Genomic DNA, 24,028 nt, shown 5'->3' with positions numbered 1-24,028 from the left:
CCAGGGCCCTCGTCGGGCGGACACCTGAACCTTAAACCGCTATGATTCCCGCCATCACTCATGACCCCTTTGGCCGCTGGTAACCACCGCATGATCGAAGTCACCGAAGTTTCCATTGCGCAGCTGCGCGCCGCCCTCGAATCGGGCCAGACCACCTCGGTCGAGCTGGTGAAGGCCTACCTCGCCCGCATCGATGCCTACGACGGCGCAGACACGCCCACCGCGCTCAATGCGGTGGTGGTGCGCAACCCCGAAGCCCTGCGCGAAGCCCAGGCATCCGACGAGCGTCGTGCCCAGGGCAAGCCCCTAGGCCCGCTCGACGGCATCCCCTACACCGCCAAGGACAGTTACCTGGTCAAGGGCATGACTGCCGCCTCCGGCAGCCCGGCCTTCGCCAACCTGGTGGCCTACCGCGACGCCTTCACCATCGAGCGCCTGCGCGGCGCCGGGGCGATCTGCCTGGGCAAGACCAACATGCCGCCCATGGCCAACGGCGGCATGCAGCGCGGCGTGTATGGCCGGGCCGAAAGCCCGTACAACGCCGCCTACCTCACCGCACCCTTCGCCTCGGGCTCGTCCAACGGCGCGGGCACGGCCACGGCGGCCAGCTTCGCCGCGTTCGGCCTGGCCGAGGAAACCTGGTCCAGCGGCCGCGGCCCGGCCTCCAACAATGGCCTGTGCGCCTACACCCCTTCGCGCGGGGTGATCTCGGTGCGCGGCAACTGGCCGCTGACGCCGACCATGGACGTGGTGGTGCCCTTCGCCCGCACCATGGCCGACCTGCTCGAAGTGCTCGACGTGGTGGTGGCCGAAGACCCCGACACCCGTGGCGACCTGTGGCGCCTGCAGCCCTGGGTGCCGATCCCCAGCGTGGCCTCGGTGCGCCCCGCCGCCTACCCACAACTGGCGGCGGACAGCGCGGCGCTGGCCGGCAAGCGCTTCGGCATCCCGCGCATGTACATCAACAAGGACCCGGATGCCGGCACCTCGGACAGCCCCGGCATCGGCGGCCCGACCGGCCAGCGCATCAACACGCGGCCTTCGGTGATCGCACTGTGGGAGGCGGCGCGCAAGGCACTGGAAGCGGCCGGCGCCGAGGTGCTCGAAGTGGATTTCCCGCTGGTATCGAACTGCGAGGGCGACCGCCCAGGTGCCCCCACCGTGTTCAATCGGGGCCTGGTGTCCAAGGCATTCCTGCACCATGAACTGTGGGACCTGACGGCCTGGGCCTTCGACGACTTCCTGCAGGCCAACGGCGACCCGCAGCTCAACCGCCTGGTGGACGTGGACGGGCCGAAGATCTTCCCCCACGACCCCGGCACCCTGCCCAACCGCGAGGGCGACCTGGCGGCGGGCATGGACGAGTATGTGCGCATGGCCGAGCGCGGCATCACGCCGTGGGACCAGATCGCTACCCTGCCCGATGGACTGCGCGGGCTGGAGCAGACGCGGCGTATCGACCTGGAAGACTGGATGGACAGGCTGGGGCTGGATGCGGTGCTGTTCCCGACGGTGGCCGATGTGGCCCCGGCCGATGCCGATGTGAACCCGGCCTCGGCGGATATTGCCTGGAGCAACGGGGTGTGGGTGGCCAACGGCAACCTGGCGATCCGTCACCTTGGGGTGCCGACGGTGACGGTGCCGATGGGGGTGATGGCGGACATCGGCATGCCGGTGGGGCTGACCTTCGCCGGGCGGGCGTATGATGACTCGGCGTTGCTGCGCCTGGCCTCGGCGTTCGAGGCTACCGGGTCCAAGCGTGTGATACCGCCGCGTACCCCGGTGCTGGTGGGTGGCCGTTTATCTTGAGTTGATTGGGCTGGCCTCTTCGCCAGCAACGCTGGCTCCTACGGGTTTGGTAGGTCTGTAGGAGCCAGCCTTGCTGGCGAAGGGCACAACACAAAAAAGGGGGACGCCATCACGGCGCCCCCCTTTTTGTCAGCCTGAACCCATCAGTTCCAGGGACGATCGCCGTTCTCGTCCTTGATGCGGGTCGGCAGGCCCATCACGTCCAGCGCCTTCAGGAACGGCTCGGCCGGCAGTTCCTCGACGTTGGCCATGCGCTGCACGTCCCACTCGCCACGGGCCACCAGCAGGGCCGCCGCCACCGGCGGCACGCCCGCGGTGTAGGAGATGCCCTGGCTGTCGGTCTCGGCATAGGCCTCTTCGTGATCAGCCACGTTGTAGATGAACACTTCGCGTGGCTGGCCGTCCTTGGTGCCCTTGACCAGGTCGCCAATGCAGGTCTTGCCGGTGTAGCCCGGCGCCAGCGAAGACGGATCCGGCAGCACGGCCTTGACCACCTTGAGCGGCACCACTTCCAGGCCCTCGGCGGTCTTCACCGGTTGCTCGGACAGCAGGCCCAGGTTCTTCAGTACGGTGAACACATTGATGTAGTGCTCGCCGAAGCTCATCCAGAAACGCACGTTCGGCACGTCGAGGTTCTTGGACAGCGAGTGCACTTCGTCATGGCCGGTCAGGTACAGGTTCTGCGAACCCACCACCGGCAGGTCGTCGGTACGCTTGACTTCGAACATGGTGTTGCTGGTCCACTGGCTGTTCTGCCAGCTCCACACCTGTCCGGTGAATTCGCGGAAATTGATTTCCGGGTCGAAATTGGTGGCGAAATACTTGCCATGGGAGCCGGCATTGACGTCGAGAATGTCGATCGAATCAATGCGGTCGAAATACTGTTGTTGCGCCAGTGCTGCATAGGCATTGACCACACCCGGGTCGAAGCCCACGCCAAGAATGGCGGTGATGTTCTTCTGCTGGCATTCCTCGAGGTGCTTCCACTCGTAGTTGCCATACCAGGGCGGCGTCTCGCAGATCTTGCCCGGTTCTTCGTGAATGGCGGTGTCCAGGTAGGCCACGCCGGTATCGATGCAGGCACGCAGCACCGACATGTTGAGGAAGGCGGAACCGACGTTGATCACGATCTGCGATTCGGTTTCGCGGATCAGCGCCTTGGTTGCCTCGACATCCAGAGCATTGAGCGAAAAGGCCGTGATGTCGGCGGGTACCTTCAGGCTACCCTTGGCCTTGACGCTGTCGATGATGGCCTGGCATTTGGAGATGTTGCGTGACGCGATGGCAATACGACCGAGTTCGTCGTTGTGCTGCGCGCACTTGTGGGCCACCACCTTGGCGACACCTCCTGCACCAATGATAAGAACGTTTTTCTTCAATTTCTTTATCTCTCCTTTCCGCCAGCTTACGAGAGGCTGGACAGGTAGTCGTCAAAACCAAATTCGCGAACCACCTCGACAGTACCGTCAAGTTGTTTCACTACGATGGATGGCATCTTCAAACCGTTGAACCAGTTTTTCTTGACCATGGTGTAGCCTGCCGCGTCGATGAACGACAGCCGATCGCCGATGGCCAGCGGACGATCGAATTGATACTCGCCGAAGATGTCCCCGGCCAGGCAGGATTTGCCGCATACCATGTAGGTGTGCTCACCCTCGCTGGGCGCCAGCTTGGCGTTGAGGCGATAGATCAGCAGGTCGAGCATGTGCGCCTCGATGGAGCTGTCGACCACGGCCAGGTGCTTGCCGTTGTACAGGGTGTCGAGCACGGTCACTTCCAGCGAAGCGCTCTGGGTGATCGCCGCTTCGCCCGGCTCCAGGTACACCTGCACGCCGTACTTCTGCGAGAACGCCTTCAGGCGCGCGCAGAATGCATCCAGTGCATAGTCTTCGCCGGTGAAGTGGATACCGCCGCCCAGGCTCACCCACTCGACCTTGTGCAGCAGCTCGCCGAAGCGCTCTTCGATGGTGTTGAGCATCTGGTCGAACAGGCCGAAATCACCGTTCTCGCAGTTGTTGTGGAACATGAAGCCGGAGATCTGCGACATGACCGCATCGATCTTGACCGGGTCCCATTCGCCCAGGCGGCTGAACGGGCGCGCCGGGTCGGCCAGCAGGTAGTCCGAGCTGCTCACCTGCGGGTTGACGCGCAGGCCGCGCACCTTGCCTTCGGTGGCCTGGGCATAGCGCTGCAGCTGGCCGATGGAGTTGAAGATGATCTTGTCGCAGTTCTCGATCATCTCGTCGATTTCATCGTCGGCCCAGGCCACGCTGTAGGCGTGGGTCTCGCCTTCGAACTTCTGGCGGCCGAGCTTGAGCTCGTAGAGCGAGGACGAGGTGGTGCCGTCCATGTACTGCTGCATCAGGTCGAACACCGACCAGGTGGCGAAGCACTTGAGCGCCAGCAGGGCCTTGGCCCCGGACTGTTCGCGCACATAGGCGATCTTCTGCATGTTGTGCAGCAGCTTGGTTTTGTCGATGAGGTAGTACGGCGTCTTGATCATTTCGAGGCCCCCGGCAAGGCCGGCCAAAAAAAGGACACGCATTGTGCCTTCACTGCACGGGAATCGAAAGCTCGGAAGTGATTTTTGCCCGACGCGGATTTTTCGGGTGCACCCATCGCAGGTCGAACCCGCCCCCACACGGGAGCGGGCCTGGACGTCAGAAGTCCCAGCGAGTGCTGAACATCACGTTGCGCGGGTCACCGTAGTACGAGGAGTTATAGAAGCCGATGTTGGTGTAGTAGTACTTGTCGAACAGGTTGTAGACATTGACCGACGCCGACAGGTGCTCGGTGAACTGGTAGCGCGCCATCAGGTCGACCAGCCAGTACGGGGTCTGGGTGAAGGTGTCATTGGTGCCCTTGGCGTAGTTGTTGAGGACCTGCCAGCCCTTGCCCTGCCAGCGTGCCCCACCGCCCACGGTGAGCTTGTCGAGGCGCCCGCCAAGTTTGTAGGTGGTGTAGAGGTTGAGCTGATCTTCGGGCTCCCAGGTAGCTACCTTGGCCCCGCCCTGGTCGCGGCTGACCTTGTGCGTGTAGCCGGCCTGCACCTGCCAGCCGGGTGCCAGCTCCCCGGACACCTCTGCCTCGTAGCCCTTGGTTCTGGACTTGATGCCCATGTAGGCGTAGTCGATGTCGGGGTTGGTTGGCCTGGCGTTGTAGAACGTGTCGGCCTGCGGGCGGTTATCTTCGTGCACTTCGAAGTAGGCCAGGCTGGTGTTCAGGCGACCGTCGTAGAACTCACCCTTGATGCCCACCTCGTAGTTCTGGCCCTCGTTGGGCTCGAGCATCCTGTTGCGGCTGTCACGGTAGGCCGTCTGCGGCAGGAAGATATCGGTGTAGCTGGCATACGCAGAGAAGTTGCTGTTGAGGTCGTACACCACCCCGGCATAGGGCACCAGCCGTCCGCTCTCCTGGCTGTCGCTGGTGCCGGTGACCTGAAAGTTTGCCAGGCGACTGCCCAGCAGCAGCGAAAGGTCATCGGTGACACTGAAGCGCGCAGTCAGGTAGCCGCCACTTTGCCGGGTGGTTTCGTCGTTGCGCTTTGTCACCGAGCCCCAGTCCGGCTCGATGGCCTGACCGTGCCAGCTCTCCAGATCGTATTCGTTGTCGAAGTAGGTGACGTTGTTGTAGTTGTCGCCCTTCCAGTGCGAGCTGGACACCGAGCCACCCACCACCAGTTGGTGTTCGCGCCCGAACAGGCTGAACGGCCCGGTAGCGTAGAGGTCGCCGCTGTCGCTGGTGGTTTCGCCGGTGTACTTGCGCGAATAGATCGACGACACGGTCGGGGTGTCGGGCGACACCGAGCCCAGTGGCGCGTCATAACCATTGATCTGGTGGTTGTACTGACCCTTGATGACCCAGTCATTGGCCAGGCGATGCTCCAGGGTGGCGAACAGCGTGCGCGAGTACTGCTCCCAACTGCTCCACTTGGCGCCATTGTTGAACGAACGCGGCAGGCTGATGGGGTTGCCCTGGGAGTCGTACACCGGACGGCTGCCCGACCAGCCCGAGCCCCTGGGGTCGCTGTCCTGGTAGTCGGCGCCCAGGGTCAGCAGGGTGTCTTCGTCCAGGTCCACTTCCAGGATGCCGTAGTACACTCTGGTCTTGCGCTCGTAATGGTCCATGAACGAGTGCTTGTCCTGATAGGCGGCCACCGCCCGGCCCCGCACGTTGCCACTGTCGGTCAGCGGGCCGCTGAGGTCGATCTCCGAGCGGTAGTTGTCCCAGGAGCCGGCGCCCAGGTCCACATGCCCCCTGAAGTCGGCCGTCGGCTTCTTGCGGATCAGGTTGATCGTGCCACCGGGGCCGCCCGCGCCGGTGAGCAGGCCGGTGGCGCCCTTGAGCACCTCGACCCGGTCATAGATCGCCATGTCGGTAAGGGTCTGCCCGGCCGAGTACTGCGCGTCACGCAGGGTCGGGATGCCGTCGTACTGGAAGTTGACGATGGAGAAGCCGCGCGAATAGTAGTTGGTACGTTCACTGTCGTAGGTCGACACGGTGATGCCGGGGGTGTGGCGCATCACATCGTCGATGGCGTTCAGGCCGAAATCGTCCATGGCCTGGCGCGTGACCACCGAGATCGACTGCGGGGTTTCCCGCGGGGTCAGCACCATGCGCGTGGCGGTGGCGATGGTGCCCGGCGTGTAGGAGCCGGTGCCTTCGGTGATGGTGCCCAGCTGGTTGGCGCTGACTTCGGTGGCCTGCAGCTCCAGCTGCGCACTGCCGGTGGCCAGCCTTGGCATTACCCGGTAGCCCTCGCCTTCGGGCATCGCCTGCAGGCCCTGGGGCGCGAGCAGTCGCTCAAGGCCCTCGGCGATGGCGTAGCTGCCGTCCAGGCCGCTGCTGTGGATGCCTTGGGTCAGGGCCGAGTCGACCGCGATCATCACCCCGGCCTGCTGGCCGAATGCGCCGAGCACGCGATCGAGGTTGCCGGCGCCGATATGGAAGGCGTGGGTGGCGTGGGCATCGGCGCCGGCCAGTACGCCCTGGCTGGCGCACACGAGGGAAAGCCCGAGGATAGCCGTGCGCAAGGCACCGGCAAGCGGAGTGAGGCGGCTGTGCATAAACAATTCCATGGGTTGAGGGTGTTGGCGATGCGCTGTTTTTCAGCGTCTTCCCTGGTCTTGATGCATGAGATGGAAAAAACTGCCGCCGCTGTTAAAAATAATCGTTCTCAGGCCACGACCACGTTTGCCCAGTAGCCGAACACACGCTGTACCCGTATCGGCAACACACTGGCCAGCAGGTCGAGGCTGGCATCGGGCCGATCGAGGGAGAACGAACCCGACACCTGCAAGGCCGCCACCGCCGGATCGCAGCGCAGTACGCCGCGCCGGTAGCGGTCGAGCTGGGCCAACACCTGGCCCAGTGGCATGCGCTCGGCAATCAGCAGGCCGTCAACCCAGGCCTGGGCGCCCGCGTCGAGGGGTTCGACACTGCCGACCTGCTGCCCGAACGCCACCTGCTGGCCGGCGCTCAAGGTCATGCGGGTGCTGCCGGCCCAGGCGATCGAGGCACTGCCTGCCAGCACCTGCACCTGGGTACCCGACACCCCGGGCAGGCCCTGGCTGACCACCAGCCGCGAGGCGGGCTCGGGGCGTACCCAGCCATTGGCGGTGCGCACCGCCAGCGAAGCACCTTGCCCCAGGGTGAGCATGACCCGCCCCAGGTTGAGCGCCAGCACGTCTGCGTGCGCATCCACGCCGGTGCGGGTATCCAGGGTCAGCTCCACCTCGCCAGACAACGCCACGTGATGACGCTCGCCGGTGGTGGTGCGGTAGTCACTGAACAGTTCCGGCAGCAGCACCCGCTCACGCACGCTCAGGCCAGCCGCCAGTACCACCCCCAGCCCGGCGAAGCCCTTGAGCACATTGCGCCGCGACGCAGTGCCACGTGCCTGCAGCAATCCGCGCGCGCCGGCGGCCGGTAACGTCCTGGTGCCCTGGCGCAGGTCATGGGTGAGCCCGGCAAGACGCTGCCAGGCCAGTTCATGCTGGGGGTTTTCATCGCGCCAGTGCTGGCAGGCCTGCTGCTCGGCCAGGCTGCTGACACCCGACTGCAGGGTGACCATCCACAGCATGGCCTGCTCTACCACGCCGGGGTCCAGCGGCTGGTTGTCGATCCGGGCGAAGCGGCTCATGCGCCGTAGACCGCCGCATAGCAGTGGCGGTAGGCCTTGAGCATGGCCTTTTGCACCACGTTCACCGTCAGGCCCTGGTGTTCGGCGATCTGCGCGTAGGTCAGACCGTCAAGCTGTGACAGCAGGAAGATCTCGCGCACCTTGCTGCCCAGCCCATCGAGCACCTGGCCCACCGCGTCCAGCGCCTCGAGCACCAGCAGGCGAGTTTCCGGGGACGGCACCAGCGCCGGTTCAAGATGGGCCAGCGACTCCATGTAGGCCTTCTCCAGCGCATGGCGCCGGAAGTACTGGATGCACAGGCGGCTGGCCACGGTGGTTAGGTAGGCACGCGGCTCGCGGTACACCGGCGGTGCCTCGCTGCGCAGGATGCGCACGAAGGTGTCCTGCGCCAGGTCCAGCGCCTGCTCCCGGTTGCCCAGCTTGCGGCGCAGCATCTGCGTCAACCAGCTGTGGTGTTGAACGTAGAGTTCGCCCACCGCATGGTGGGTGCTGGAAAGTGGATGCATCGGCAGGGTTCCGGGACGCAGGCTGACGGGAGTCGTGCATGGTAATACTTCTCATTAGCTTGCGGTGGATTTTTATGATTGCCGCCGAAACAACCTGCTTCACCGACACTGGCAGGCCGGCGCTCAGGTGCAGTACTGTGCGAGGCAGCCAAAGGGAGGGCTGAATATGGATCAAGCGACACTCACCACCTTGTTGACCAAGCTCCGCAATTGCGACCTCGAGGGCGCGGCCGCCGACCTGCAGGCCCAGGCAGTGGCACTGGCGGCCCGGGGGGAAGAGGCACTGTCCGATTTCCTCGCCCGCTATGCCTTCCGCTCGTTGCAGGGCAAGCACAGCCCGGACAAGACATCGCCGGCGCTGGCCCAGGCACTGCACGACAGCGAACAGCACCTGCAGCGACTTCACGACGAGCGCAAGGCGCTGCTCGACGACATCCACACCTACTTTCTGGAATTCGAGAAGATTGCCGTCAACCTGACCCCGGCACTGATCGAACCGGCGACTTTCAGTGAGCAGAACCGCGACAACCTGCCGTTCATCGAGGACTACCTGAGCGGCCGTCGCGAGGTGGTGGACGATCTCAACCTGCAGAGCGTGCTGAAAAAGCAGATCAAGTTCTACCTCAACCTCAACCTGCACGATGAACGCCCCACGTTGCAGGTCAGCTATCGCAAGACCCACATCCAGCCGGGCAAATCCTGGCGGTTCGTGGAGCTGAGCCAGCAGGCCGGGCAACGCAGCGAACAGTTGAACCGGCTGGTGCAACTGGATACCGAGTGCGATGCGGTGCAGCGCCAGGCATCACGCCTGAAATGGGAGCTGCGCTGCAACGAGGACACCGGCAACCAGCAGGTGGCCGACTTCCAGAAGAAACTGGGGTTGTTCATGGCCAGTGTGGCTGCACAGGCCTGAGGCCGACCGGGTGGCGGCACCGGCCCGGCGCCCCCGCCCGGCCATTCGCGGATCAGCCCAGGCGGCCCCAGACCTGCACCAGCCCCACCAGGTGCACCACCCCGAACCCCAGGCACACCAGCGAGCTCACCACGATGAAGCGCTGGCTGCGCCCGGTATTGGCCAGCACGAAGGGCCCGGCGATACCGCGCAGCAGGTACACCAGCGTGATCGCGCACAACGCCGGCAGCAGCAACGGCAGCGGCGCGATCACGCCCGCCCCCGACAATGCAAAGGCCGCCCAGCTCAGCAGCACCAGCGCAATCGCTGCCGTGACCACCGCCGGAAAGGTCCGGCCCGCCTCCGCCGCCCGGATGAAGCGCTCACCCGCCCCGAACAGGCGATACCAGGACGGCCCCGCGATGATCGTACCCACGTGCAGCACGGCCGCCAGCGCGCTGAGCGCCGCGGCAATCACCAGCGCCAGATTGTATTCACCTGCCATAACGGTTCTTCCTTGTAGGAGCCGGCGTTGCCGGCGAAGCGGGCAACGCGTTACTTGGCCGAACCCTGCATGTACGTCGCAAAGTTGTTGATATGGTCGTCCAGGTTGTCTTCGAGCATCATCCGGTACTGGTCGCAGAAGTACGTGAGCATCGCCTCGCGTGCCTGCGCCATTTCTTCCCCCGACTTGAAGTTGCGCGCACTCACCCAGGCATTGAACCGGGTGGTGCCGAACATCATCGAGGCACTCACCTTGCCCAGGTCCTGGACCTGCCCGAGCTGCTCGTTGGACAGCTCTATATGGGCGTCGGCGCGGTCGTAGAACGAGTCGTCAGCATTTTGCGGCATTGCGTGTCCCTTTCTCATCACGTCTGGTTATTGCAGCCCCCTCCTGCCGTCCGGCCAACCGTCGGCGAGTGGATATCTGCGCGAAGCTGATTATGCTTCAAACGAGCGGGCAGCGCTGCGAGGTGTCTGTGCGCATTGCGTAGTCCGATGACATCAGCCCCAGGGCTTGGGTGAAGTGGCAGTGGGTGTTCCGGCCTACAACAACAATCCGGAGAAAACTCATGGCGACAATCGACAGCACTTCCACAGGCAGTGCGCCCAGGCGCGGGATCACCAAAGAGGAACGCAAGGTCATCTTTGCCTCGTCCCTGGGCACCGTGTTCGAGTGGTACGACTTCTATCTGTATGGCTCCCTGGCGGCGATCATCGCCAAGCACTTCTTTGCCGGGGTCAACGAAACCACTGCCTTCATCTTCGCCCTGCTCGCCTTCGCCGCCGGGTTTGCGGTAAGGCCGTTCGGCGCCATCGTGTTCGGCCGCCTGGGCGACATGATCGGGCGCAAGCACACCTTCCTCATCACCATCGTGATCATGGGCGTGTCCACCGCGGTGGTGGGCCTGTTGCCCAGCTACTCGAGCATCGGCGTGGCGGCCCCGGTGATCCTGATCACCCTGCGCCTGCTGCAAGGCCTGGCGCTGGGCGGTGAATACGGCGGCGCCGCCACCTACGTGGCCGAGCACGCACCGCCCGGCAAGCGCGGCTTCTTCACCTCGTGGATCCAGACCACCGCCACGCTGGGGCTGTTTCTGTCGCTGCTGGTGATCCTGGCGTGCCGTACCGTGCTGGGCACCGAGGCGTTCGAGGCGTGGGGCTGGCGCATACCATTCCTGCTGTCGATTCTGCTGCTGATCGTGTCGGTGTACATCCGCCTGCAACTGAGCGAGTCGCCGGTATTCAACCGGATGAAGGCCGAAGGCAAGGCATCCAGGGCGCCGCTGACCGAGTCGTTCGCCCGCTGGGACAACCTCAAGGTGGTGATCATGTCGCTGCTCGGCGGTACCGCCGGCCAGGCGGTGGTGTGGTACACCGGGCAGTTCTATGCGCTGTTCTTTCTGTTGCAGACGCTCAAGATCGACCCGCAGACCGCCAACCTGCTGATTGCCGGTTCGCTGCTGATCGGCACGCCGTTCTTCGTCATCTTCGGCAGCCTGTCCGACCGCATCGGGCGCAAGGGCATCATCATGGCCGGCTGCATCCTGGCGGCGCTGACCTACTTCCCGATCTTTCATGCGCTGACCCAGTACGGCAACCCCGACGTGTTCAGTGCCCAGGCACGCAACCCGGTGACGGTGGTCGCCGACCCGGCGCAGTGTTCGTTCCAGTTCGACCCGGTGGGCAAGGCGCGCTTCACCAGTTCGTGCGACGTGGCCAAGAGCGTGCTGGCCAAGCGCGCGATCCCCTACGTGAACGAAAAGGCCGAGCCCGGCAGCGTGGCGCAGGTGCGCATCGGCAACGCAGTGGTGCCCAGCTTCGACGGCAGCCGCCTGCCGGCCGCCGACTTCAAGACGCAGAACGATGCCTTCGCCGCCACCCTGGGCGCGGCCCTGAAGGACGCCGGCTACCCGGAAAAGGCCGACCCGAACAAGACCAACTACCCCATGGTGCTGTTGCTGCTGACCATCCTGGTGATCTACGTGACCATGGTCTACGGGCCGATCGCCGCGTGGCTGGTGGAGCTGTTCCCGGCGCGTATCCGCTACACCTCGATGTCGCTGCCCTACCATATCGGCAACGGCTGGTTCGGCGGCTTCCTGCCCACGGTGGCGTTCGCCATGGTCGCGGCCACGGGGGATATCTACTACGGGCTGTGGTACCCGATCGTGATCGCGGTGATGACCGCCATCCTGGGTACCTTCTTCCTGCCCGAGACCAAGGACCGCGACATCAACCACAGCTGAGCCGCCCGCCCTCCCGGGTGCCGGGAGGGCGCGGTGCAGCCTACTGCGAGAGGTGCCGGATCATCGCCACCGTCAGGTACAGGCGCGGCGCGATGCTGGACAGTTCGATGTATTCATCGTCGGCGTGCAACCCGGCCCCGACCACGCCCATGGTTTCGAGCACCGCCGGCGTGGCGCTGCCGGGCACATAGGCATAGCCGGCGTCGGTGCCAAAACGCATGGCGATGGGTTCCAGGCTGCGATCGATCTGGCCATACAGCTGCTGGGCAGTGCTGGCCAGGGCGGCGGAGCCTTCATTTCTGGCCAGCGGCGGGCGCCCCTTGCGCAGGGTCAGCGTGACCTGCGTGTCGGCGATGAGCCGGGCCTGGCTGATACGTTGCGCGTCGGCCAGCACGCGGTCGCTTTCGGACAGGTCGGCATAGCGCATGTCGGCTTCGGCGGTGGCCAGCGCCGGGATGATGTTGGCTTTCTCGCCGGCCTTGGCCAGGGTCCAGTTGACCGTGGTGCCTTTGGCCGGGTCGCCCAGGTCCTTGAGCTGCACCACCTGGTGCGCCAGCTCGGTCAAGGCGTTGCGCCCGTCTTCAGGGGCGGAGCCGGCGTGTGCCGAGCGACCGCGCACTTCCAGCAGCAGCTGGTTGATGCCGTTGGTGGCCACCGTCACCGCGTCCTTGTTCGGGGGCTCGTAGGAGAAGACGTAGTCATGCTTGCGCGCAAGCTCGGCAATGATCTGCCGGGAGCCGAGCGAGCCCATTTCTTCATCGGGGTTGAACAGCACGGTCAGGGTGGCGTAGTCGTTGAAGCGCACATCCTGCAGCAGCTTGATCGCATGCAGGATCATCGCCACCCCGCCCTTCGCGTCGGCCACCCCGGGGCCATAGGCACGCTCGCCCTCGATGCGAAACGGGCGCCTGGCGGCGGTGCCGGGGCCGAACACGGTGTCGTAATGCACCATCAGCATGAAGCGCTTGCTGCCGCTGCCCTTGAAGGTGCCGACGATGTTGTTGCCCACCGAGGGCGTGGCGGCGCTGGTCTGCACCGTGGCGCCCAGGGCCTCCAGGCGCTTGACCAGCAATGCGCCGATGTCGGTGAGGCCTTGCTGGGTGCCGGTACCGGTGTCCACCGATACCAGGGTTTTGAGGGTATCCAGGTAGCTCGACTGCTCGGCCTTGGCTTTTTCCAGCAGGTCCTGGGCGGGGGAAGCGATGGCGCCGGTACAGGCGAAGGACAGGCAGAGCGCCAGGGCGCTGGCGTAGGGAGGGCGAAACAACGGCATAGGGCGGGGCCTCGGTGCAGGGTGGCAAAAGGGTGTGTTGCATGACGGGCAAGGGATCAGCTTAGACTGTCGGCCCTGTATTGCGAGCAACCGGGTTGGACCTTCCATGACACACCAGTACCAGGGCAGCTGCCTGTGCGGCGCCATCCGTTATCAGCTCAGCGCGCCCCTCAAGGCGGTTTCGCACTGCCATTGCAGCCAGTGCCGCAAGGGCCACGGGGCGGCGTTCGCCAGCTACGCCAGCGTCAGGCGCGACGACCTGCAACTGCTGCAGGGAGGCGAGCGGCTCAAGTCGTACGCATCGTCCGAGTCGGTGGCGCGCCAGTTCTGTGGCGACTGCGGTTCATCGCTGTTCTGGTCGCGCTCACAGGGGGACCATGCCGACTGGATCTCGGTTGCGCTGGGCACCCTGGACTCACCCCTGACGTTCGACAGGCAGCGCCATGTGGAGGTGGCTTCGAAGGCGCCGTGGTACGCAATCGAGGACCATTGGCCACAGGGTCGATAGGGTCTTTTGCACTGCCCGCGACAGGCTGGCCCAGGTTTGCGACAGCCGGCTGAAACGCTTCGCGCAAGCACTGCGAAAAACCGATTCAAACGCTTACAATCGCCGCTTTCCGTGCACTTCATGCAGGCCCGCTCGCCATGGCGCTAGACCCACCCACGATGCTCACCATCACGATCGCCCTCGCCGCGGCCGCCGCGCTGTACCTGGCGATCGAGTGGCGCAGCGTGCGTGAACCCTCGCTGCTGTTCTGGAGCGCCGGGTTCGCCACCATCACCGTGGGCTGTACCCTCGCGCTGCTGCGCAGCAGCGGCCTGCTGCTGATCGGTATCTGGTTCGCCAATGGCCTGCTGGTGACGGCGCACTGGCTGTTCCTGCTGGGTGTCGGGCGTTTCACGCAAACCCAGCTGTCGCGGGGCTGGTACCTGGTCTTCGTGGTATGGCTCGCGCTGCTGGTGGTACCCGAGGAGCCGCAATGGTCCAAGCTGATGCTGCTGGTCAACTCGCTGCTGGTGGCGCTGCTGGCGCTCAAGGCCAGTGCACTGCTGCGCCCGCATGGCAAGTCGCTGAGCGTGGGGGCGGTGCAACTGCGCTACGTGCTGCTGATGCACGGCCTGTTCTACGTGGCCAAGGCGATCACGGCGGTGGTGCCCGGCACGCTGATCGACCTGGCGGCGTTCCGCGGCCAGATCATCCAGATCTCGCTGGTGGAAGGCGCCATGGCAATCATGCTGATTGCGCTGTCGATGACCGGCACCGAGCGCTACCGGCGAGAAAAACGCATCGCCCGCCTGGCCGCCCGTGACCCGCTGACGGCCCTGTACAACCGCCGCGCCCTGGAAGTCCGTGCGCCGCGCCTGCTCGAAGACGTGTCGGCCACGCGGCCCGGAGCGTTGCTGCTGATCGATATCGACAACTTCAAGCTGGTCAACGACCTGTTCGGGCATAGCGCCGGTGACCGCCTGCTGGTCGACCTGAGCGAGATGATCCGCACGGTGCTGCCCACCGGCGCCCTGGCGGCGCGACTGGGTGGCGATGAGTTCGTGATTCTGCTCAACAACGCCCCCACCGAACGTATCCTGGCGCTGGGCGGTGCCTTGCGCGAGCAGTTCCGGCAGGCCGCCGCGCAGCTGTTCCCCACGCCTGCGCCAGTGACCCTGAGCATCGGCGCCAACCTGTTCGACCAGCCGCCGGGCAGCCTCACGGCCCTGATCGAACAAAGCGACAGCGCGCTCTACGCCTCCAAGCGCGGTGGACGTGACAGTATTCGCGTGGTGGACCGCACCGCAGCCGCTGGCGAACCCCTGCACTCGCCTTGAGGCAGTACCAATGGACAAGGTGAACAGCAGCATGATCGCCACAACAGCACTCGAACCCTCGCACTGGCCGCTGTACCGCGACCTGCGCCTGCAGTCACTGCAGGACTCGCCGGATGCGTTCGGCAGCACCTACGGCTCGGAGGCCACGCGCACCGATGAAGACTGGTCGGCGCGCTTGCAGGCGGCGGCAAGCTCCGGCCAGGGCCGTGCGTTTGTTGCGCTGGAGGGCGAAGCGCCCTGTGGGCTGGTGTGGTGCAAGCTGGCCGGTGCAGGGCCCGGCGTTGCCGAGATCTTCCAGATGTGGGTCGACCCGGCCTGCCGCGGGCGCGGCGCCGGACGGGCACTGCTGCAGGCAGCGCTGGACTGGGCCCGCCGCCACGACATGCAGCGGGTACGGCTGGGAGTCACGATTCAGGACAGCCCTGCCATGCACCTGTACACCGCGCTGGGCTTCAAGCCGATTGGGCCACCCGAACCGCTGCGCGCGGGCAGCGCGCTGATGTCCCAGGGCATGGAGCTGGTACTGGATACCGTGCAGGCCCGCAACGACTGACACCGCGCGCCCCTGGCAGAACAGGACCCCGAAACCTAATCGGCGGCAAACAGCTGCTGTTGCCGCGCATACGCCACCAGGCGCTCCTCCAGCTGGTCGGGGTCGAGGTAGAAGCGAGTGTCCAGTGCATCCAGCGCGGCCTCGCAGGCCAGGTCGGGCTCATCGGCATAGGTGGGCATGCGCAACTGACGCTCGCCCTGCTCGGCAGGCACTGCCTGGGCGCCGAACAACAGGCCCTTGGCCTCCTCCAGCAGCGCGAGGGTCTGCAACGCGCCGAGTTCGCGCAGCCCCGCGCACGCGCTGGCGTAGTGATCGCCCGAGGAGTTGCCGAAGTACTGGTCGAAACCACCGTTGTACACCTCGCCCTGCAGCACGTTGACCGCGTAATAGTGCTGCTCGGCCAGTGCCAGCCCGGCAAAGCCCTGGGGCGTGCGGAACACCCGGTCGACCAGCGCAGACCAGTACAGCGCCTGCGGGCTGGCCAGGTACTGCTTGCGCTCCTGGGCGTAGCGCTTGCCGTTCTCGATGTTCTCCCGGTAGCCGCCCTTGCAGGGCATGCACAACCCGCCGGTGCGCGCTGCGGTGCTTGCCAGGATCACGTTGCCGCAGACGCGGCAGGGTTGGTTGTCGCTCATGCGCACCCCATGTTCATTGCGTGGTGAGGGCGCGCCCCTTGCGCGTCGCGCCCAACGTGGCGCACATGCTACAGCGTGCCGGCCTGCGCGATCCAATCGCCTTGGCGCATGGGTTTGGTTTACCCTCGGTGCCGACACCTTGCCCACCCTCGCCCACCCCATGCATTACCGCTTCGAGGCCAAGATGAACCGCATCCCTACCTTCACCACCGCGCGCCTGCAGCTCACGCCCCTGCAATTGAGCGACGCTGCGGCGATCCAGCAACTGTTCCCGCAGTGGGAGGTGGTGCGTTATCTCGACAGCCGCGTGCCTTGGCCGTACCCGGACGACGGCGCACTGACGTATGTGCGCGACCTGGCGCTACCCGCCATGGCGCGTGGCGAGGAATGGCACTGGATGATCCGCCTGGTGCAGAACCCGCTGCAGTGCATCGGCAGCGTGTCGCTGCACGATACCCCCGGCAACCACCGCGGTTTCTGGCTGGCGCCGCAGTGGCAAGGCAAGGGCTACATGCGCGAGGTGTGCGAGGTGATCAACCGCTTCTGGTTCGACACCTTGAATCGCCCGACCCTGCAGGTGCCCAAGGCCGTGAGCAACCTGGCGTCACGGCGCATATCGCTGCGCGAGGGCATGCACCTGCTGCACGTGCAGCCCGGCAATTTCGTCAGTGGGCCGATGCCCCAGGAAACCTGGGAGCTGACGCAGGATGAATGGCGCAAGCGCCGCGGCGACGCCAGCCCCGCAACGCAACCCGCTGGCGAGCTGGAAGCCACCCTGCACTACCTGGAGCAACGCCTGCTGCAGCAGGACGTACGCAGCAACACGGCCTTGCTGTCGACGCTGCTGGCCGATGACTTCATGGAGATTGGCGCCAGCGGCAAGGCCTGGCACAAGGCGGATGTGCTCTCCAGCCTGCCCGTCCAGGCATTCAGGGTGCGCACGATCAGCGATTTTCAGGTACGCCCCCTGGCGCCGGACGTTGCGCTGGTGACCTATACCTGCCACAGCGACACCGCGTCGCTGCGCAGCTCGGTATGGCGCAGGCTCGATGGCCATTGGCAGATGACCTTTCATCAAGGCACCCCGGCCGCGTAATGCCGCAGACGGTGCGGCCCCACCCGCGCCGTTTGCCTGCGGCGCCCATGCGCGGCATCATCTGCCGCCCCTGTACAGCGAGCCACCTCGATGACCGATTACCGCGGGCTGATGCTCGAAGACACCCGGCAAGGCGCCAGCGACGCTGCGCTTGCACAGCTGGAGGCCAGCCTTGGCGCGCCCCTGCCGGCTGACTACCGTGAATTTCTCACGACCTGCAACGGCGCCTACCTCGAGTACGACGTGGCGGTCACCCTGGCCAGCGGCGAACGGGAGCTGATGAGCTTCTCGCTGTACGGGCTGGACCTGGACGGCGAATGGGAGTCGAACCCCTACGAGCTGGAACGCGCACGCCAGCGCCCTGGCTACCCTGCCCACGGCCTGCTGCCGATCGGGCGTGACGGCGGCGCCAGCCTGTTGCTGCTGGACCTGCGCGAGGGGCGCCAGCAGGTGGCCGCGATGGTCGCCGCCCTGCCCGCCTGGACCGGCCGCCGCCAGCAAGGCGACGAATACGTGGTGCTGGCCGAAAGCTTCAACGACTACCTGGCCCTGCTGCATGTGGCCGAAGAGACCATCGTCAACCATATCGACAGCTTCATCATCAGCCAGGACAGTGTTCAGGCCACCCTCGCCTGGCTCGATTCCGGCAGCCGCGGCTGGCGCGAACGCCACCGTGAGCGCTGGAACGCACGGGTAAGCGACTGGCCAATATGACTCCCAGGGAAACACCGCAATGAAGCTGACCAGTCAGATCCGCCCCTACGACAACCAATGGCCCGAGCGCTACCTGGCCGCCAGGGCAGGCATCGCCCAGGGTTTTGGCAGTGAACTGATCGACATCCATCATGTGGGCAGCACGGGCGTACCCGGCCTTGCCGCCAAGCCGGAGATCGACGTGCTGGTGGTGGTCCAGGCGCATCGGGAAACCGCAGCACGCCACGCCCACATGCAGGCTCTGGGGTACGTGCGCGGCTCCGACCTGTCGCCGGGCCACCACTTCTACCGTCGTGATGTCGACGGTATCCGTACCCACAAGGTGCACGTGTGTGCCCAGGGCCACCCACAGATTGCCTGGATGCTGCGCTTTCGCGACCTGCTGCGCAGCGATGACGACCTTCGCCAGCGCTACCAGGCGTTGAAGCTTGAGCTTGAAGCGACCAATCGTGACGGTATCGGCGAGTACCTGGCCGGCAAGGCGCCATTCATCGAGGCCGCGATGCGTGGCCAGGTGCAGTCGCAGGGCGGCGTCTAACGGGCATATCCGCAATCAGTGGCTATGCTTTGCGCGTGATCCACGCACGTTGCGTCATGCGTTGTTCCGCTCATTCAGCCATTACATGGAATGCAGGCTTATGAAATCGATTCGCTCCCTCGCCCACGCCGTTGCCCTCGCCTCACTCATGACCACTGCCAGCTTTGCGGCCCACGCCGCCGAACTGCCGCTGGGCAGCGAAGCGCTGCAAGACCACATCAGCACCCAGGTGCTGGCCGTGGACCCGGGCAACTTCCGGGTCACGATCGAAGGCCCGAACAACAGCCAGGTGCCTATCCAGCTAAGCGACCAGGCAAAGGACCTGCACAACCTGAAGGTGGGCGACAAGGTCGACATCACGGTGACCCGTGCCGTGGCCTATGTGCTCAACACCAGTGAGGGCGGCGCGCCGAAGGTCACCGACGAGGCCGGCACCGTGCGCGCCACCAAGGACAACCCCAACCCGGGCGGCGAAGCTTTCCGCCAGGTGCGCGTCACCTCCAAGATCACCGCCATCGACCTCGACGCCCATGAAGTGACCCTGCTGCCGCCCCAGGGCAAGGTGAAGGTGGTGAAGGTCGAGGACCCCGAACTGCAGGCGCGCATGAAGAACCTCAAGGTCGGCCAGACGGTCGACGTGGTGTACACCGAAGTGCTGACCGTGAAAACCTCGCGCCCGTGAGGTATGCTCGCCGAGTCGACTGACTCGAACGGCTCTGGCGCGCCGTTCCCGGCCGGATTTCCCCGGCCAGGAACGCACCGCCCACCACCCGATGGCCAGCCGCGCCTGCCACGGGTATTCCATTGGAACACCCCCCTTTTTCACGTCGCTTGACCGTTGCACAGGGGAACCGGGATGAACGCAAAAACAGTGCCTGGCCGCTTGTCATGGGGCCTGCCCTGCCTGCTTGCATTCGCCCTGCTGCTGACCGGCGGCTGCGCCGGCAAGACGGCCGCCAATCGCTATGCCGCCCAGGGTTCCAACTGCTACGCAAAGGCGGTGCCCAGCACTGGCGAAGGCGGCCTGGCCTGGGGCTCGACCCTGGGCCAGGCCCGCAAGAAATCCATGGACAACTGCATGCGCTACGCCAGCCGCTCCGGTGGCACGCCCAGGACCTGCCAGGTGGTACTGGCCCAGTGCAAGGGCCAGTAACGCATCGGCAAGGCGAGCCTGTTTGAACGGAGTGTGTGATTGAACAAGCGAATCGTGGTAATTGGCGCAGGTATCGTCGGTGCGTCCCTGGCGTATCACCTGGCCGGCAAAGGCGCACAGGTGACGGTACTGGATGCTGGCGATGTGGCGTGCGGGGTGACCGGTCGCTCGTTCGCCTGGATCAACACCTCCCACAGCGCCGCCGACCCCATCGCGGCGCTGCGCGGTGCCGCCATCGAGCAATACCGACGCCTGGAGTCGGAGCTGCCGGGCCTGGCCATTCGCTGGTCAGGCGCCCTGACCTATGGTGTGCAGGCGCCCAGCCCCTCTGCCGCCCTGGTGAGTCGCGAGCGCATCCGCGAGCTGGAGCCGAACCTGCGCCACCCGCCGCTACAGGCCAGCCATGCGCCCGATGAAGGCGCGCTGGACGCGGTAAAGGCCACCCATGCCCTGCTCGCCGGCGCCCGAGCGAAGGGCGCAACGGTACTCACCCACACGCAGGTGGTGGCCCTTGCAACCCATGGCACCAGGGTAACGGGTGTGCAGACAGCGGCAGGCATCATCGAGACGGACATGGTGGTGCTGGCTGCGGGAACCGGCACTGCGGCGCTGACCGAGGCTATCGGCCTGCCGCTGCCCATTTTGGCCTCGCCGGCGATATTCATCCGCTACGCCGCACCTTCGGGCCTGGTGCGCAGCATTTTGTCCAGCCCGGACATGGAGGTGCGCCAGGCTGACGACGGTACCCTGCTGGCAGCGGAGGATTACCTGGACGACGCACCGCAAAACCAGCCCGCAGCCCTGGCGCTGCGCACCGCCAAGGTCATCCGGAAGGAGCTCGATGGCGTCACCTCTCTGCAGACGCAACAGGCCTGCATCGGGCTCAGGCCGATGCCTGCCGATGGCATTCCGATCATCGGCCCGCTGCCCTCGGTTGCCGGGGTCTACGTGTGCACCATGCACCCCGGCGTGGTGCTGGCGGCTGTGGTCGGCCAACTGGCCAGCGAGGAGATCATGCAGGGCAAGACGTCGCCGGCCCTGGCACCTTGCCGCCCGGAGCGGTTTTTCAAGGACGGCGCCCCATTGCACCACGCCTTCACTGCTAGGCTGGATTGATACCCACTGCCCAGGTCAGCCCCATGCCCTACTCCCCCGCCGCATTGCAGATGCTCGAACAGCTCGGCATACCGTTGAACGCGGTGATCGAGCGCCATCTGCAGGAGTTCGTCGAAGCCAGCCTGCTGCAGTGGGCCGAGACCGGCCAGGACAACCGAAAGCACGAACTGGTCGCCGTGGCCGCTCAGGCCTGGCGCCAGTTGAAAGCGGCTGCCGGTGCCGAGGGCGTGGCGCTTTACCTGGTGTCGGCCTTCAGAAGCGTCGAACGGCAGAAGAGCATCATCCAGCGCAAGCTGGACAAGGGGCAGAGCATCGAGCAGATCCTTGCGGTCTCGGCCCCGCCGTTCTTCAGCGAGCATCACACCGGGCGTGCCGTCGACATAGGCACCCCCGGCTGCACCGACCTGGAGCCCGAATTCGAAGCGACACCGGCATTCAGATGGTTGACCCGCAACGCAGCGACCTATGGCTTCGAGCTGTCGTACCCGCCCGACAATGGCGCAGGCTACGTGTATGAGCCCTGGCACTGGCGCCATGTAGCCAGCTGATTCAGGCGGGCTGCGACGCCGCCGCCCGCGCAACCAGGCGCCGGTGGGCCCACACAGCCACCAGCAGCACCAGGGCACCGGCCACCAGCGCCACACCGAAGCCGGCCCGGGCACCGCTGCCATCCACCACCTGCCCCGATACCGCCGCCCCCACGGCCACACCGATGTTCAAGCCGGCCAGCAGCCAGGTCATGCCCTCGGTCAGACGATGTTCGGGCACCAGCCGCTCGACCAGGGTCATGGCCACGATCAAGGTCGGCGCAAAGAACAGCCCCGCCACCAGCACCGCCACACCCAGGCCCGGCAGGCTGGCGACCAGCAACAGCGGCAGGGTCGTGGCAGCGGTTGCCAGCCCACCCAGCAACAGCAGGCGCGGCAAGGGCACCTGCAGCTTGAGCGCACCGAACAGCAGCCCCGCCACGCACGACCCCACGGCATAGGCCGACAGCACCAGGCTGGCCGCCGCCGGCTGGCCGCGTTGCTCGGCAAAGGCCACGCTGACGATATCCACGGTGCCGACGATCATGCCCATCGCCACCATCAGCAGGGTCAGCAGGCGCACGTTGGCCAGGCGGATCACCGAGCCCGAACGACCCCCGGCAGCTTCCCGGGGCTGGATCGGCGGCTCGGTACTGCGCTGGACGACCAGGGCGAACACACCCAGCACCAGCAACAGTGCGGCCGCAAGCAGGCCCGCCTGGGGCAGTACCACCACCGCCAGGCCCACCGACAGCGGCGGCCCGGCAATGAAGCTGACCTCATCGAACACCGTCTCCAGCGAATACGCCGCTTGCAACTGCGGCTGGCCACGGTACAGGGCCGTCCAGCGCGCACGCACCATCGCCGACACGCTCGGCATGCACCCTGCCAGCACCGCCCCGATGAACAGCGCCCAGTCGCCAGCCCGTTGCCAGGTGCTGGCCAGCACCAGCAGCAGGCCGAGGAGGCTGATGGCGGTGGCCGCAGGCAATACGCGGCGTTGCCCGAGGCGATCCACCAGGCGCGATACCTGTGGCGACAACAGCGCATAGCTCAGCACGAAGGCCGCCGCCACTGCCCCGGCCAGTGCGTAGCTGCCACGCAATTGCGACAGCAAGGTGATGATGCCGATGCCTGTCATCGGCAGTGCGGTACGCGCCAGCAGCCCGGCCAAGGCAAAGCCCAGGGCGCCCGGCGCGGCAAAAAGGTCTCGATAAGGGTTGGCCATCTGATGCTCCAGGGCGGTGAATTGGCCGCTGACACGGCAGCGCGACAAGTCACATACGGCATGTATGTATAAAAAGCGTATATTCATACGCACCGAATGTAAATAATCATACGCACCGTATGTAAGGAGACATGCCCATGGCTCGCCGCACCCGTGCCGAAATGGAAGAAACCCGCGCCACCTTGCTCGCCACCGCCCGCAGCGTGTTCAGCGAACGCGGCTATGCCGATACCTCGATGGATGACCTGACCGCCCAGGCCGGGCTGACCCGCGGCGCGTTGTATCACCACTTCGGCGACAAGCAGGGGCTGCTGGCGGCCGTGGTGGCGTCGATCGACGCCGAGATGGATGCACGCCTGCAGGCGCTCTCCGACACTGCCCAGACGCCCTGGGAAGGCTTTCGCCAGCGGTGCCGGGCGTATCTGGAAATGGCGCTGGAGCCGGATTACCAGCGCATCGTGCTGCGCGATGCCCCAGCCGTGCTGGGGGGCACCTCGACGGACGCGCAACGCCATTGCATCGCGTCGATCCAGGCACTGCTGGAACGGTTGATCGAACAAGGCGTGGTGGCCGAGGCCGACCCGCAGGCCCTGGCCTCGCTGGTCTACGGCAGCCTGGCCGAGGCTGCGGTGTGGATCGCCCAGGGTGATGACGGCGATGCGCGACTGGCGCGCAGCACCGGCGCACTGGAACTGCTGCTGCGCGGGCTGCTGGCCAAACCATAGGGCATCAAGGCCACGCGAGGGTGGCCCGATTGGGGTGACAGCGGCGCACTAGCCCCACTGCAGGTTGAACACCATGAAGTTCAGCACCACCCACACCACCAGCGCCAGGTGAGTGAGCTGCAGGCCCTCCTGGCGTATCCAGTAGCCGAACCACAGCCCCCCGAGCAGCATGGCGAAAAGAAAGCCCAGGGCTGCGCTAAGCGCCAGGTTCAACCAGGGCCGGGCTGCGTCCAGGCCGCTGCCCAGCAGCAGGTGGTAGCAGCCCGCCCAGGCGGCCAGCACCGCCCCCGCCTGCAGCAGCACGACGACCATCAATGCCGCCCTGTGCACAGCGGGCGAGTGGATGGCCCGCGAGCACAGGGGCAGGTCGATCGCCGGTGCCTGGCGCAGGGGCGCCATCGACAGCGTGCCCCCGACGGCCGCCGCCGAACTGGCAAAGGCCTGCAGGTTGTTGACCAGGGCGATGCTCAACCACAGGGAGAACCCTGCGGCCAGTACCATCTGAAACATCAGCAGTGAAGTTGCAGTATCCACGAAGCGGTCCTCA

The 24,028-nt window shown here is 65.7% G+C and carries 25 protein-coding genes and 1 pseudogene; 15 read left to right on the top strand and 11 right to left on the bottom strand.

Features of this window, described 5'->3' with window-relative positions:
- Positions 1-90: 90 nt before the first annotated feature.
- Positions 91-1,809 (top strand): amidase, encoded by a 1,719-nt coding sequence (locus V9K84_RS07540; RefSeq protein WP_088514976.1) that lies wholly within the window; start codon positions 91-93, stop codon positions 1,807-1,809.
- 143 nt (positions 1,810-1,952) lie between these two features.
- Here V9K84_RS07540 and V9K84_RS07535 read toward each other — a convergent pair whose 3' ends face one another.
- The 5 genes from V9K84_RS07535 to V9K84_RS07515 all read right to left on the bottom strand — a co-directional run bounded on the left by V9K84_RS07535 (position 1,953) and on the right by V9K84_RS07515 (position 8,457).
- The gene (locus tag V9K84_RS07535; RefSeq protein WP_043861369.1) at positions 1,953-3,188 is read right to left on the bottom strand and encodes a saccharopine dehydrogenase family protein; all 1,236 of its coding nucleotides are present in this window, start codon (positions 3,186-3,188) and stop codon (positions 1,953-1,955) included.
- A gap of 26 nt (positions 3,189-3,214) precedes the next feature.
- On the bottom strand, positions 3,215-4,312 hold the full coding sequence (gene nspC, locus V9K84_RS07530; RefSeq protein ID WP_043861418.1) for a carboxynorspermidine decarboxylase: 1,098 nt from the start codon (positions 4,310-4,312) through the stop codon (positions 3,215-3,217).
- Positions 4,313-4,469: 157 nt separating this feature from the next.
- Positions 4,470-6,875 carry a TonB-dependent siderophore receptor gene (locus V9K84_RS07525; RefSeq protein ID WP_088514977.1) on the bottom strand — a complete coding sequence of 802 codons (2,406 nt, stop codon included), beginning with the start codon at positions 6,873-6,875 and terminating at the stop codon, positions 4,470-4,472.
- A 110-nt stretch (positions 6,876-6,985) separates the two neighbouring features.
- A complete protein-coding gene (locus V9K84_RS07520; RefSeq protein ID WP_088514978.1) occupies positions 6,986-7,951 on the bottom strand; it encodes a DUF4880 domain-containing protein in 966 nt (321 codons plus the stop codon).
- Positions 7,948-8,457, bottom strand: coding sequence for a sigma-70 family RNA polymerase sigma factor (locus V9K84_RS07515; RefSeq protein WP_043861372.1), 510 nt, complete (start codon positions 8,455-8,457; stop codon positions 7,948-7,950). Before V9K84_RS07515 ends, V9K84_RS07520 begins: the two co-directional genes overlap by 4 nt.
- Positions 8,458-8,623: 166 nt before the next feature.
- Here V9K84_RS07515 and V9K84_RS07510 point away from each other — a divergent pair, with 166 nt between their 5' ends.
- Positions 8,624-9,370 carry a hypothetical protein gene (locus tag V9K84_RS07510; protein ID WP_043861373.1) on the top strand — a complete coding sequence of 249 codons (747 nt, stop codon included), beginning with the start codon at positions 8,624-8,626 and terminating at the stop codon, positions 9,368-9,370.
- 52 nt (positions 9,371-9,422) lie between these two features.
- On the opposite strand, the gene V9K84_RS07505 is transcribed toward V9K84_RS07510, so the two are convergent.
- Both V9K84_RS07505 and V9K84_RS07500 read right to left on the bottom strand, forming a co-directional pair.
- The gene (locus V9K84_RS07505) at positions 9,423-9,854 is read right to left on the bottom strand and encodes a hypothetical protein (protein ID WP_043861374.1); all 432 of its coding nucleotides are present in this window, start codon (positions 9,852-9,854) and stop codon (positions 9,423-9,425) included.
- Between the two features lie 50 nt (positions 9,855-9,904).
- Positions 9,905-10,201, bottom strand: coding sequence for a DUF3144 domain-containing protein (locus tag V9K84_RS07500; protein ID WP_043861375.1), 297 nt, complete (start codon positions 10,199-10,201; stop codon positions 9,905-9,907).
- Positions 10,202-10,422: 221 nt separating this feature from the next.
- On the opposite strand from V9K84_RS07500, the gene V9K84_RS07495 reads away from it, so the two are divergent.
- Positions 10,423-12,099 carry an MFS transporter gene (locus V9K84_RS07495; RefSeq protein WP_088514979.1) on the top strand — a complete coding sequence of 559 codons (1,677 nt, stop codon included), beginning with the start codon at positions 10,423-10,425 and terminating at the stop codon, positions 12,097-12,099.
- A 40-nt stretch (positions 12,100-12,139) separates the two neighbouring features.
- On the opposite strand, the gene V9K84_RS07490 is transcribed toward V9K84_RS07495, so the two are convergent.
- Entirely contained in the window at positions 12,140-13,372 is a 1,233-nt protein-coding gene (locus V9K84_RS07490) for a M20/M25/M40 family metallo-hydrolase (protein WP_078480332.1), read from the bottom strand.
- Between the two features lie 106 nt (positions 13,373-13,478).
- On the opposite strand from V9K84_RS07490, the gene V9K84_RS07485 reads away from it, so the two are divergent.
- The 3 genes from V9K84_RS07485 to V9K84_RS07475 all read left to right on the top strand — a co-directional run bounded on the left by V9K84_RS07485 (position 13,479) and on the right by V9K84_RS07475 (position 15,749).
- Positions 13,479-13,880: a GFA family protein gene (locus V9K84_RS07485; RefSeq protein WP_088514980.1), complete on the top strand. Its 402-nt coding sequence runs from the start codon at positions 13,479-13,481 to the stop codon at positions 13,878-13,880.
- Between the two features lie 137 nt (positions 13,881-14,017).
- The gene (locus V9K84_RS07480; RefSeq protein ID WP_088514981.1) at positions 14,018-15,196 is read left to right on the top strand and encodes a GGDEF domain-containing protein; all 1,179 of its coding nucleotides are present in this window, start codon (positions 14,018-14,020) and stop codon (positions 15,194-15,196) included.
- 31 nt (positions 15,197-15,227) lie between these two features.
- Positions 15,228-15,749 carry a GNAT family N-acetyltransferase gene (locus V9K84_RS07475; protein ID WP_043861419.1) on the top strand — a complete coding sequence of 174 codons (522 nt, stop codon included), beginning with the start codon at positions 15,228-15,230 and terminating at the stop codon, positions 15,747-15,749.
- Positions 15,750-15,784: 35 nt separating this feature from the next.
- Here V9K84_RS07475 and V9K84_RS07470 read toward each other — a convergent pair whose 3' ends face one another.
- Positions 15,785-16,384, bottom strand: coding sequence for a DMP19 family protein (locus V9K84_RS07470; protein ID WP_058540104.1), 600 nt, complete (start codon positions 16,382-16,384; stop codon positions 15,785-15,787).
- Positions 16,385-16,568: 184 nt separating this feature from the next.
- Here V9K84_RS07470 and V9K84_RS07465 point away from each other — a divergent pair.
- The 8 genes and pseudogenes from V9K84_RS07465 to V9K84_RS07430 form a co-directional block, all read left to right on the top strand.
- Positions 16,569-17,099 (top strand): annotated as a pseudogene (locus V9K84_RS07465) (GNAT family N-acetyltransferase); the annotation flags it as partial.
- 114 nt (positions 17,100-17,213) lie between these two features.
- Positions 17,214-17,480: a DUF4440 domain-containing protein gene (locus V9K84_RS07460; RefSeq protein ID WP_229589509.1), complete on the top strand. Its 267-nt coding sequence runs from the start codon at positions 17,214-17,216 to the stop codon at positions 17,478-17,480.
- Between the two features lie 90 nt (positions 17,481-17,570).
- A complete protein-coding gene (locus V9K84_RS07455) occupies positions 17,571-18,194 on the top strand; it encodes an SMI1/KNR4 family protein (RefSeq protein ID WP_054914615.1) in 624 nt (207 codons plus the stop codon).
- A gap of 19 nt (positions 18,195-18,213) precedes the next feature.
- Entirely contained in the window at positions 18,214-18,732 is a 519-nt protein-coding gene (locus V9K84_RS07450; RefSeq protein WP_043861382.1) for a GrpB family protein, read from the top strand.
- Between the two features lie 100 nt (positions 18,733-18,832).
- Positions 18,833-19,414, top strand: coding sequence for a hypothetical protein (locus V9K84_RS07445; protein ID WP_088514982.1), 582 nt, complete (start codon positions 18,833-18,835; stop codon positions 19,412-19,414).
- 174 nt (positions 19,415-19,588) lie between these two features.
- Positions 19,589-19,885, top strand: a complete 297-nt coding sequence (locus V9K84_RS07440) for a hypothetical protein (RefSeq protein ID WP_088514983.1) — start codon at positions 19,589-19,591, stop codon at positions 19,883-19,885.
- A 39-nt stretch (positions 19,886-19,924) separates the two neighbouring features.
- Positions 19,925-21,001, top strand: coding sequence for an FAD-binding oxidoreductase (locus V9K84_RS07435; RefSeq protein WP_088514984.1), 1,077 nt, complete (start codon positions 19,925-19,927; stop codon positions 20,999-21,001).
- Between the two features lie 23 nt (positions 21,002-21,024).
- Complete coding sequence (locus tag V9K84_RS07430) at positions 21,025-21,549, top strand: M15 family metallopeptidase (protein ID WP_088514985.1); 525 nt, start codon at positions 21,025-21,027, stop codon at positions 21,547-21,549.
- A gap of 1 nt (position 21,550) precedes the next feature.
- On the opposite strand, the gene V9K84_RS07425 is transcribed toward V9K84_RS07430, so the two are convergent.
- Positions 21,551-22,756, bottom strand: coding sequence for an MFS transporter (locus V9K84_RS07425; protein ID WP_088514986.1), 1,206 nt, complete (start codon positions 22,754-22,756; stop codon positions 21,551-21,553).
- A gap of 137 nt (positions 22,757-22,893) precedes the next feature.
- Here V9K84_RS07425 and V9K84_RS07420 point away from each other — a divergent pair, with 137 nt between their 5' ends.
- Positions 22,894-23,481: a TetR/AcrR family transcriptional regulator gene (locus V9K84_RS07420; protein ID WP_054914619.1), complete on the top strand. Its 588-nt coding sequence runs from the start codon at positions 22,894-22,896 to the stop codon at positions 23,479-23,481.
- A gap of 48 nt (positions 23,482-23,529) precedes the next feature.
- On the opposite strand, the gene V9K84_RS07415 is transcribed toward V9K84_RS07420, so the two are convergent.
- On the bottom strand, positions 23,530-24,015 hold the full coding sequence (locus tag V9K84_RS07415; protein WP_088514987.1) for a DUF2165 family protein: 486 nt from the start codon (positions 24,013-24,015) through the stop codon (positions 23,530-23,532).
- Between the last annotated feature and the right edge of the window lie 13 nt (positions 24,016-24,028).

Origin of the sequence: Pseudomonas sp. AE27 (genome assembly GCF_037113495.1) — a bacterium.
GTDB lineage: Bacteria > Pseudomonadota > Gammaproteobacteria > Pseudomonadales > Pseudomonadaceae > Aquipseudomonas > Aquipseudomonas palmensis.
The sequence above is the reverse complement of the archived record's forward strand: the minus strand, read 5'-3'. Positions and strand labels throughout refer to the sequence as shown.

Bases quoted from the DNA above. Each gene is read 5' to 3' on its own strand.
- V9K84_RS07430 (WP_088514985.1), top strand. From the start codon at position 21,025: ATGCCCTACTCCCCCGCCGCATTGCAGATGCTCGAACAGCTCGGCATA.
- V9K84_RS07500 (WP_043861375.1), bottom strand. From the start codon at position 10,201: ATGCCGCAAAATGCTGACGACTCGTTCTACGACCGCGCCGACGCCCAT.
- V9K84_RS07475 (WP_043861419.1), top strand. From the start codon at position 15,228: ATGATCGCCACAACAGCACTCGAACCCTCGCACTGGCCGCTGTACCGC.
- V9K84_RS07455 (WP_054914615.1), top strand. From the start codon at position 17,571: ATGACCGATTACCGCGGGCTGATGCTCGAAGACACCCGGCAAGGCGCC.
- V9K84_RS07540 (WP_088514976.1), top strand. From the start codon at position 91: ATGATCGAAGTCACCGAAGTTTCCATTGCGCAGCTGCGCGCCGCCCTC.
- V9K84_RS07490 (WP_078480332.1), bottom strand. From the start codon at position 13,372: ATGCCGTTGTTTCGCCCTCCCTACGCCAGCGCCCTGGCGCTCTGCCTG.
- V9K84_RS07505 (WP_043861374.1), bottom strand. From the start codon at position 9,854: ATGGCAGGTGAATACAATCTGGCGCTGGTGATTGCCGCGGCGCTCAGC.
- V9K84_RS07450 (WP_043861382.1), top strand. From the start codon at position 18,214: ATGAAGCTGACCAGTCAGATCCGCCCCTACGACAACCAATGGCCCGAG.
- V9K84_RS07440 (WP_088514983.1), top strand. From the start codon at position 19,589: ATGAACGCAAAAACAGTGCCTGGCCGCTTGTCATGGGGCCTGCCCTGC.
- V9K84_RS07495 (WP_088514979.1), top strand. From the start codon at position 10,423: ATGGCGACAATCGACAGCACTTCCACAGGCAGTGCGCCCAGGCGCGGG.
- V9K84_RS07510 (WP_043861373.1), top strand. From the start codon at position 8,624: ATGGATCAAGCGACACTCACCACCTTGTTGACCAAGCTCCGCAATTGC.
- V9K84_RS07420 (WP_054914619.1), top strand. From the start codon at position 22,894: ATGGCTCGCCGCACCCGTGCCGAAATGGAAGAAACCCGCGCCACCTTG.
- V9K84_RS07470 (WP_058540104.1), bottom strand. From the start codon at position 16,384: ATGAGCGACAACCAACCCTGCCGCGTCTGCGGCAACGTGATCCTGGCA.
- V9K84_RS07515 (WP_043861372.1), bottom strand. From the start codon at position 8,457: ATGCATCCACTTTCCAGCACCCACCATGCGGTGGGCGAACTCTACGTT.
- V9K84_RS07480 (WP_088514981.1), top strand. From the start codon at position 14,018: ATGGCGCTAGACCCACCCACGATGCTCACCATCACGATCGCCCTCGCC.
- V9K84_RS07525 (WP_088514977.1), bottom strand. From the start codon at position 6,875: ATGCACAGCCGCCTCACTCCGCTTGCCGGTGCCTTGCGCACGGCTATC.
- V9K84_RS07425 (WP_088514986.1), bottom strand. From the start codon at position 22,756: ATGGCCAACCCTTATCGAGACCTTTTTGCCGCGCCGGGCGCCCTGGGC.
- V9K84_RS07485 (WP_088514980.1), top strand. From the start codon at position 13,479: ATGACACACCAGTACCAGGGCAGCTGCCTGTGCGGCGCCATCCGTTAT.
- nspC (WP_043861418.1), bottom strand. From the start codon at position 4,312: ATGATCAAGACGCCGTACTACCTCATCGACAAAACCAAGCTGCTGCAC.
- V9K84_RS07520 (WP_088514978.1), bottom strand. From the start codon at position 7,951: ATGAGCCGCTTCGCCCGGATCGACAACCAGCCGCTGGACCCCGGCGTG.
- V9K84_RS07445 (WP_088514982.1), top strand. From the start codon at position 18,833: ATGAAATCGATTCGCTCCCTCGCCCACGCCGTTGCCCTCGCCTCACTC.